Origin of the sequence: Bradyrhizobium sp. 62 (assembly GCF_023073035.1) — a bacterium.
Classification (GTDB): Bacteria; Pseudomonadota; Alphaproteobacteria; order Rhizobiales; family Xanthobacteraceae; genus Bradyrhizobium.
The window spans coordinates 218,869-226,707 of record NZ_JADPIT010000019.1; the positions used below are offsets into that span (position 1 = coordinate 218,869).

9 protein-coding genes are annotated in these 7,839 nt (G+C 64.9%); 6 read left to right on the forward strand and 3 right to left on the reverse strand.

What is annotated here, in order from left to right; translation table 11 throughout:
- Positions 1 to 145 precede the first annotated feature (145 nt).
- The gene (gene argJ, locus IVB47_RS22710; RefSeq protein ID WP_247464453.1) at positions 146 to 1,387 is read left to right on the forward strand and encodes a bifunctional glutamate N-acetyltransferase/amino-acid acetyltransferase ArgJ; all 1,242 of its coding nucleotides are present in this window, start codon (positions 146 to 148) and stop codon (positions 1,385 to 1,387) included.
- Positions 1,388 to 1,401: 14 nt separating this feature from the next.
- Here argJ and IVB47_RS22715 read toward each other — a convergent pair whose 3' ends face one another.
- A complete protein-coding gene (locus tag IVB47_RS22715) occupies positions 1,402 to 2,757 on the reverse strand; it encodes a TadE/TadG family type IV pilus assembly protein (RefSeq protein WP_027567999.1) in 1,356 nt (451 codons plus the stop codon).
- Between the two features lie 139 nt (positions 2,758 to 2,896).
- On the opposite strand from IVB47_RS22715, the gene mutT reads away from it, so the two are divergent.
- Complete coding sequence (gene mutT, locus IVB47_RS22720; RefSeq protein WP_027568000.1) at positions 2,897 to 3,307, forward strand: 8-oxo-dGTP diphosphatase MutT; 411 nt, start codon at positions 2,897 to 2,899, stop codon at positions 3,305 to 3,307.
- Positions 3,308 to 3,421: 114 nt separating this feature from the next.
- On the opposite strand, the gene IVB47_RS22725 is transcribed toward mutT, so the two are convergent.
- On the reverse strand, positions 3,422 to 4,270 hold the full coding sequence (locus tag IVB47_RS22725) for a methyltransferase domain-containing protein (protein ID WP_247464455.1): 849 nt from the start codon (positions 4,268 to 4,270) through the stop codon (positions 3,422 to 3,424).
- Positions 4,271 to 4,334: 64 nt separating this feature from the next.
- Between IVB47_RS22725 and IVB47_RS22730 the strand changes: the two genes are divergently transcribed.
- Genes IVB47_RS22730 through IVB47_RS22745 form a run of 4 tightly spaced genes read left to right on the forward strand, consistent with a single transcriptional unit; the run spans position 4,335 to position 6,812 of the window.
- Positions 4,335 to 5,132, forward strand: coding sequence for a ComF family protein (locus IVB47_RS22730; protein WP_247464458.1), 798 nt, complete (start codon positions 4,335 to 4,337; stop codon positions 5,130 to 5,132).
- Between the two features lie 47 nt (positions 5,133 to 5,179).
- Entirely contained in the window at positions 5,180 to 5,455 is a 276-nt protein-coding gene (grxC, locus tag IVB47_RS22735) for a glutaredoxin 3 (RefSeq protein WP_247284080.1), read from the forward strand.
- Positions 5,452 to 6,330 carry a carbon-nitrogen hydrolase family protein gene (locus tag IVB47_RS22740; protein WP_247363092.1) on the forward strand — a complete coding sequence of 293 codons (879 nt, stop codon included), beginning with the start codon at positions 5,452 to 5,454 and terminating at the stop codon, positions 6,328 to 6,330. Before grxC ends, IVB47_RS22740 begins: the two co-directional genes overlap by 4 nt.
- The gene (locus IVB47_RS22745) at positions 6,327 to 6,812 is read left to right on the forward strand and encodes a DUF1178 family protein (RefSeq protein WP_247464461.1); all 486 of its coding nucleotides are present in this window, start codon (positions 6,327 to 6,329) and stop codon (positions 6,810 to 6,812) included. Before IVB47_RS22740 ends, IVB47_RS22745 begins: the two co-directional genes overlap by 4 nt.
- Here IVB47_RS22745 and IVB47_RS22750 read toward each other — a convergent pair.
- On the reverse strand, positions 6,809 to 7,708 hold the full coding sequence (locus tag IVB47_RS22750; RefSeq protein ID WP_247464463.1) for an EamA family transporter: 900 nt from the start codon (positions 7,706 to 7,708) through the stop codon (positions 6,809 to 6,811). The genes IVB47_RS22745 and IVB47_RS22750 overlap by 4 nt on opposite strands.
- Positions 7,709 to 7,839 lie beyond the last annotated feature (131 nt).

Consider the following 7,839-nt stretch of genomic DNA (forward strand, 5'->3'; position numbering starts at 1 on the left):
AAGCCGTCCGACAGCAAGATGGCTCCGCCCGCGAAGAAGTAAGAATTCGCTGTCACTTCAGTGACGTGAAGAGTATCTAAGCCTTTGTGATGCCCGGCCCCCGCGCCGGGCATCTGCATATCCAGATCCCATCAAGGCGCCCGCGATGTCCTCCTCCGTCTCTCCCCTCGCCCCGAAGAATGTTCCGAACATGCCCGTGATCGCGGGGGTCCGTCTCGCGACGGCCGAGGCCGGCATCCGCTACAAGAACCGCACCGACGTGCTGCTCGCGGTGATGGACAAGGGCACCGCGGTCGCAGGCGTCTTCACCAAGTCGAAATGCCCCTCCGCGCCGGTGGAATGGTGCCGCGCCAAGCTCAAGGGCGGCAAGGCGCGCGCGCTGGTGGTCAATTCCGGCAACGCCAATGCCTTTACCGGCAAGACCGGTCGCAGCTCCACCGCACTGACCGCCAGGATCGCGGCCAAGGCCGTGGGCTGCACCGAGGGAGAAATCTTCCTGGCCTCGACCGGCGTGATCGGCGAGCCCCTGGACGCGACCAAGTTCGACGGCGTGCTTGGTCGGCTCGCGGAGACCGCCGAGGCCGGCGATTATCTCGCCGCCGCCAAGGCGATCATGACCACCGACACCTTCCCGAAGGTCGCGACAGCGACCGTGAAGCTCGGCAAGGCCAAGGTCACGATCAACGGCATGGCCAAGGGCGCCGGCATGATCGCGCCCGATATGGCGACGATGCTGTCCTTCATCTTCACCGACGCACCGATCGCGCCTGCCGCGCTGCAGGCGCTGCTCAAGAGTGGCGTCGAAGACACGTTCAATGCGGTCACGATCGACGGCGACACCTCGACCTCGGACACGCTGCTGGCCTTTGCCACCGGTGCTGCTGCAGAACACGGCGCGCCGAAGATCAGCCGGGCCAGCGACCCGCGCCTGAAAGCCTTCGTCAAGGCCTTCAACCAGGTGCTCGCCAATCTTTCCGAGCAGGTGGCCCGCGACGGCGAAGGCGCGCGCAAGCTGGTCGAGATCACCGTCGAGGGCGCCAAGACCAAGGCCTCGGCGCGCAAGATCGCGATGTCGATCGCGAACTCGCCGCTGGTAAAGACCGCTATCGCCGGCGAGGACGCCAATTGGGGCCGCGTGGTGATGGCGGTCGGAAAGGCCGGCGAGCCGGCCGACCGCGACAAGCTCTCGATCTCCTTCAACGGCATCCGCGTCGCCAAGAACGGCGCGCGCGATCCGTCCTATGACGAGGCGCAGGTGTCGGAAGCCATGAAGGCGCCGGAGATCGCGATCAAAGTCTCGCTCGGCCTCGGCAAGGGCCGCGATCGCGTGCTGACCTGCGACCTCACCAAGGAGTATGTCGCGATCAACGGGGATTACAGGTCGTAGAGTCTACGGCTGCCTCACCCTGCAATCCGCGCGTCGGCGACCGCCTTCTTGAACAGCGCGTTCATCGCGGCCGAAATGCCCTGGGTGGGGCTAACCTCGAAATAGAATCCCGGCGAAGCGCAGCTCTCCATGTTCTGCGCGATCTTGCTGTTCGGAGACGGCCCCCACGGCCCGGAATTAAAGGGCGATATCCATGTGTTGTACCAGCCGTCAGTAGGCGGTTGGTATGTCGTGTACAGCACCGCGATCTTGATGCCCCGGTTCTTGATGGTCGTGCAGAGCGCCGGATTGATCGGCGACTGACAGCGGTTCGATGACGCGAGAGGATACGAAGAAGACGAGACACTACACATCGTCGTGCCCGAGTTGGCTTCGTCAGCGACCCCATCGGATACAAAAAACAGATATTTCAGCGGTGACGCGGACGTACCTGCGCCAGGCGAGGCGATTGCGCTATTGATTGCGGGAAAAATAGTGGTGAGGGGAGTATCCTTGTCGATAGTGTACACGTCATTCTGACCGGCAACCGCCATCAGGTCGATGTTTCCCGCCGCCGTCTTGGCGGAGGTCAGGCTCGACGAGAGCGCGAACAGATTTCTCAATCCGATCGTCGCCGACGAAGCGCCGAAATCGTAGATCGCCATTCTGAACTGGTTCGCGTAGGTCTGCGTGCTCTGGGCCGTGTCCATCAAGTTCGCGCTCGCCTGGCGCACCACGTCAATTCGGGTCGTGATGCCATTTGCTTTGGCGATGTCGTAGTTGCTTGTGCCGGCAGCCTTGGTGGTGTCGTGACAGGCAAATGCACATCCACCCGTCTTCGCCTGCAAATTCGTGATGTCGGTCGGCGTCGCTGCGACACCCATCGACGGAGAATTGTCCAGCAGGAGATAGAAGTCGACATAGAGCGGCATATTGACCGTCGACGCCGACGTGCCGCTCATGGTCAGCGTGGTCTTGCCCATCAAACCGAGAAACATGGTGTTGATGGAGGCGGTGAACGAGACGGTCGAGTTGATGGTCGAGCCGGTCTTGACGACGGTCTGGGTGACGCTGTTGAGCGTATAGCCGGTCAGGTTGGCGCGATTGGCATCGAAGATTTTCTGGGCGTCGGTGACGCCGACCGCGATCGAGCCGTCCGTGGTCATCGAGCCCGCGGCGGCAAACCCCGGCGAGGCTTTGGCGATGGCACCGACGCTGGCCGCGTCGGCCGCGCCCTGAAGTTTCGCCCGGACCTGCGTCGCGCGGGAGTAGTCGATCGCACTGCCGACGAACGTGATCAGAGGCACGCAGCAGATTGCGAAGATCACCGCCACATTGCCGCGCCGGTCGCGGAGGAACCGGCGGAAGATGGTACGACACTCAGCGCGCATGGATCTGGCCCGGATTGATTTCGGCGTTTCCACTCTAGGAACCGTGGATTAAATATGACTTATGGAGACCTCGGAAATACGGGCCTTAACAGGGTTAAGGAACTGTTGCGAATGACCTTCAGCGAGCGACATTCCAGGCATGGCTGATCTCAAACTGACGCTGGTGGTGGCCTGCGCGCTGGTCGACGCCGACAACCGCGTCCTGATCGCGCAGCGCCCCGAGGGCAAGACGCTGGCCGGCCTCTGGGAATTTCCCGGCGGCAAGTGTGAGCCCGGCGAGCGGCCGGAGCAGAGCCTGATCCGCGAACTCCACGAGGAGCTGGGCATCACCGTCGCGGAGCCCTGCCTGGCGCCGCTGACATTCGCAAGCTACGGCTACGAGACCTTTCACCTCCTGATGCCGCTCTACATCTGCCGGCGCTGGGAGGGACAGGTCATGCCACGCGAAGGCCAGACCCTGGCCTGGGTCCGCGCCAACAAGCTGCGCGACTATCCCATGCCGCCCGCGGACATTCCGCTGATCCCGCATTTGATTGATCTGCTGATGTGAGCTCAGACCTCATCCTGAGGAGACCGCGCAGCGGTCGTCTCGAAGGATGGCTGCGGATGAGAGCCGGGCCTGCATGGTTCGAGACGGCGCTGACGCGCTTCCTCACCATGAGGATTACTCTTTCCCCGCCTTCTTCACCGCCTCCGCCAGACTCGCCTTCGCTGAGCCGGGCTTGAGCGCCTGCTGCTGGCTCGCATGCGGGGCCCAGCCGGAGAGCCAGATGATATCGAATGTCGCACGGATGCGGCCGTCGGCATCGGCAAAGCGTTCCGCGTAAATTTCCGCCATCCGCAGCAGCGTCGATCGCCGGCTCGGCGTGCGCCGCCGTTCGATCAGCACATTGGCGGCGCCCATGCGCCTGATATCCTGCATCAGCGCGAACGCGTTGGCGTAGCGCACCACGACGCGGTCGACGTCGGTGACCGGCAGCGCAAACCCCGCCCGCTGCAACAGCGCGCCAACGTCGCGCAGATCGGCAAACGGTGCGACGCGCGGCGACACGCCGCCCTCGCATTCGGCCTCGGCGGCGGCAAAAGCCTGGCGCAGCTCGGTCAGGCTGTCGCCGCCGATCATCGCCGCCAGCAGCAGCCCGTCCGGCCTCAGCGCGCGACGGATTTGCGCAAGTACCCCCGGCAGATCGTTGACGAATTGCAGCGCCAGCGCCGAGACCACGAGGTCGAGGCTTTCGGGCGCAAAGGGCAGCTTCTCCGCACCCGACGCATCGAGCTCAATGCGCTCGATCGAGGGCAGTCGCGCGCGCAGCACCGCCAGACCCTCGCCGGGCGTCCAGAGATCGACCGCTGTATGAAACTCCCGCATCACCGCGGCCAGCCGGTCGGACATGTCCTCGGCGACCCGATGCAGCAGGAAGCTCACGGCACCTTGCGCCTGCGCGCGGCGCTGTCGCGCATGCAGCAAAGCACGATCGAACAAAGCGGGCGGGGTTTGCGGATCTTGAGCCATGCCGCTGGTTACGCCGATCGCGACGGTTCTGGCAATCCGGTGCGTGGGGCGCTAGCTTTCGGCCATGGCATCCGACGCCGCCCCTTCTCGTTCCATCGCCGCCCCCTTGCGTGCCGCATGGACGGCTGGCCGGCACGTGCTGTCACGTGCGGCACGGCTTGCGCTCGACATCGCGCTGCCGACGCTATGCGTGTCCTGCCGCGAGCCGGTTGACGGCGAGGGCGTGTGCGCGGCGTGCTGGGAGCGGCTGTCGTTCATCGAACGGCCCTACTGCCCGCGGCTCGGTATTCCTTTTGTGTACGATCCGGGCCCCGACATGCTGTCGATGGAGGCGATCGCGAGCCCGTCCGCCTACCAGCGTGCGCGCGCTGCGGTGCGTTATGACGACGTCGCGCGCACCCTGGTGCATGCGCTGAAATACCAGGACCGCACGGATCTGGCGCCTGCCATGGGCCGCTGGATGGCGCGCGCGGGCGGCGAGTTGCTCGCCGAGGCCGACATGCTGGTGCCCGTTCCCCTGCATTGGCGAAGGGCCTGGCGCCGCCGTTACAACCAATCCGGGGCGCTGGCGCGGATCATCGAGCGGCAAAGCGGGGTGAAAGCGAAGGCTGAGGTGCTGCGCCGGGTACGCGCGACCGAGCAGCAGATCGGCCTGTCGCGGGCCCAGCGCGCCACCAATGTGCAGGGCGCATTCCAGGTATCCCCCGACCGTCAGGCGGAGGTTCAGGGTCGGCGCATTGTCCTCATCGACGACGTCCTGACGTCCGGTGCGACACTGGATGCCTGTGCGCGGGCCCTGCTCCGGGCCAAGGCGGCGCAAGTGGACGTGCTGGTGTTTGCCCGGGTTGTCGAGAGCCGGTGAAGTCCCATATAATTCAATGAATTCATGACATGAGAGCGCCAGACAAGATGACCGCTGCTGTCGAGATCTACACGAGGCCGGGCTGCGGCTATTGTTCCGCCGCCAGGTCGCTGCTGACCCGCAAGAAGGCGACCTTCACGGAGTTCGATATCGCCAAGAACCCGTCCTGGCGCCAGGAGATGTACGATCGCGCCGGCGAGGGCTCGACCTTCCCGCAGATCTGGATCGGCGGAACCCATGTCGGAGGCTGCGACGAGCTCTACGCGCTCGATCGCGAAGGCAAGCTCGACGCCATGCTCGAAAGCGTCAAGGCGGAGTCATGAGCGACAACAGGACCTTCACGGCGGCGATGGTGCAGATGCGCACCGGCCTGATGCCCGAGCCGAGCCTCGCGCAGGCCACCAGGCTGATCCGCCAGGCTGCGGCCAATGGCGCCGACTACGTGCAGACGCCCGAAGTCAGCAACATGATGCAGCTCAACCGCAAGGCACTGTTCGAGCACCTTCAGAGCCAAGACGACGACAACTCGCTGAGGGCCTACCGGGCGCTCGCGGCCGAACTGAAGATCCACATCCATGTCGGCTCGCTGGCGCTGCGCTTTTCGGACGAAAAAGCGGTCAACCGCTCCTTCCTGATCGGGCCCGAGGGCAATGTGCTCGCGAGCTACGACAAGATCCACATGTTCGACATCGAGCTGCCGGACGGCGAGAGCTATCGCGAATCCGCCAATTACCAGCCGGGCGAGACGGCCGTTATCTCCGACCTGCCCTGGGGCCGCGTCGGCCTGACGATCTGTTATGACGTGCGCTTCCCCGCGCTCTACCGCGCGCTGGCCGAAAGCGGCGCGTACTTCATCACGGTGCCCTCGGCCTTCACCCGCAAGACCGGCGAGGCGCATTGGCACGTGCTGTTGCGTGCGCGCGCGATCGAGACCGGGTGCTTCATCTTCGCCGCGGCGCAGGCAGGCCTGCATGAGAACAAGCGCGAGACCTATGGCCATTCGCTGATCATCGATCCCTGGGGCGAGATCCTCGCCGAAGGCGACGTCGAGCCCGGCATCATCATGGCAAAAATCGACCCGGCCAAGGTCGAGACCGCGCGCCGCGCGATCCCCTCGCTCCAGCACGGCCGCCGCTTCGGCGTCGCCGACCCCAAGGCGGGGCCGGACCATCTGCACCTGGTGCGGGGATCGGCATGATCCGCTACGCGCTCCGCTGCGACCGGAGCCATGACTTCGAGAGTTGGTTCCAGAGCTCGGCCGCGTACGATTCTCAGGTGAAGCGCAAGCTCGTGACATGTCCGATCTGCGGCTCGGCGAAGGTCGACAAGGCGATCATGGCGCCGCGCATCGTCGGCAAGAAGGGCCGCGGACGCGCCACGCCGCCGCCTGAGCCCACCGCCACGACGCCCGCGCCCGAGGCTGCGCAATCCGCACCGACCTCGCTGTTGATGGCGCAGGAGCGCGAGCTGCGTGCCAAGCTCAAAGAGCTGCGCGATCACATCGTGAAGAACGCCGACAATGTCGGTGAGCGATTCGCCACCGAAGCCCGCGCGATGCATTACGGCGACAAGGAGCACCGTCCGATCTACGGCGAGGCCTCGCCCGACGAGGCCAAGTCGCTGATCGACGAAGGCATCGAGGTGTCGCCGCTGCCGACGCTGCCGGAAGATCGGAACTAGACTCCCACCAGGACGGCCACGCCAACCACGATCAGCGCGATTCCGATCACCTCGCGCGCCGCGATCGGCTGCTTGAACGAGTAATAGGCCACGCCTTGCGCGAACAGCACCTCGATCAAGGCGAGCGTGCGGACATTGGCGGCGGCCGTCAGCGCAAAGGCAAGGAACCAGAACTGCGAGGCGAAGGCGCCGGTGAAGCCGGCCAGCATCGAGGGTCGCCACATCGAGAGGATGCCCTGAAGCACTTTTGGCGCGCGCCAGAGCAGGTAGATCGTCAGGATCAGCGTCTGCACGAACAGGCCGAGCACCAGGGTGAACGATGCCGCCGTCACGAACGAGACATCAGGCACGTTGATGATGGCGCCGCGGAAACCGACCGCTGACAACGCGAACGCTGCCGCCGCGACGAGCCCGGTGAGGGTCGGCTTCAATTCGGCAAAGCTCTTCTCGCCACCGGGACGCAGCGCGGTGATGACGACGCCGATGGTCGCGATCACGATCGCAAGCACCTTCAGCCATGTCAGATGATCGCCGAGGAAGACGAAGCCGAAGATGGCGGTCTGGATCGCCTCGGTTTTCAAATAGGCCGTCGTCACCACGAAGGAACGGTCGTTCATGGCGAGCAGCATCAGGCCGGTCGCGACGATCTGGCTGAGGGCGCCGAGCAGGAGCCACGGCCAGAACACGCCGGACGGCATGCCGAGATGATCGCCGGTCGCGACCAGCACCACCGTGAGAAACAGCAGCGAGAACGGAAAGCCGAACAGGAAGCGGATATTGGTTGCGCCCCAGGTCCCCAGCGGCTTCGTCAGCGATCGCTGCATCGCATTGCGCGCGACCTGGCCGAGCGCGGCAATGACGGTAAAGGGAATCCAGAGGCTGGCGATGGTGAACATGGGGGATGGGGTGCGGGGGGCCAGAGATCGCGGCCAACCTGCCGCTAGCTGTTCAATGGGTCAACCACACGAACGTCATGGGTGCGATGCTATCGCCACAAACTCAGTGTCGTCCCGGCGAAGGCCGGGAC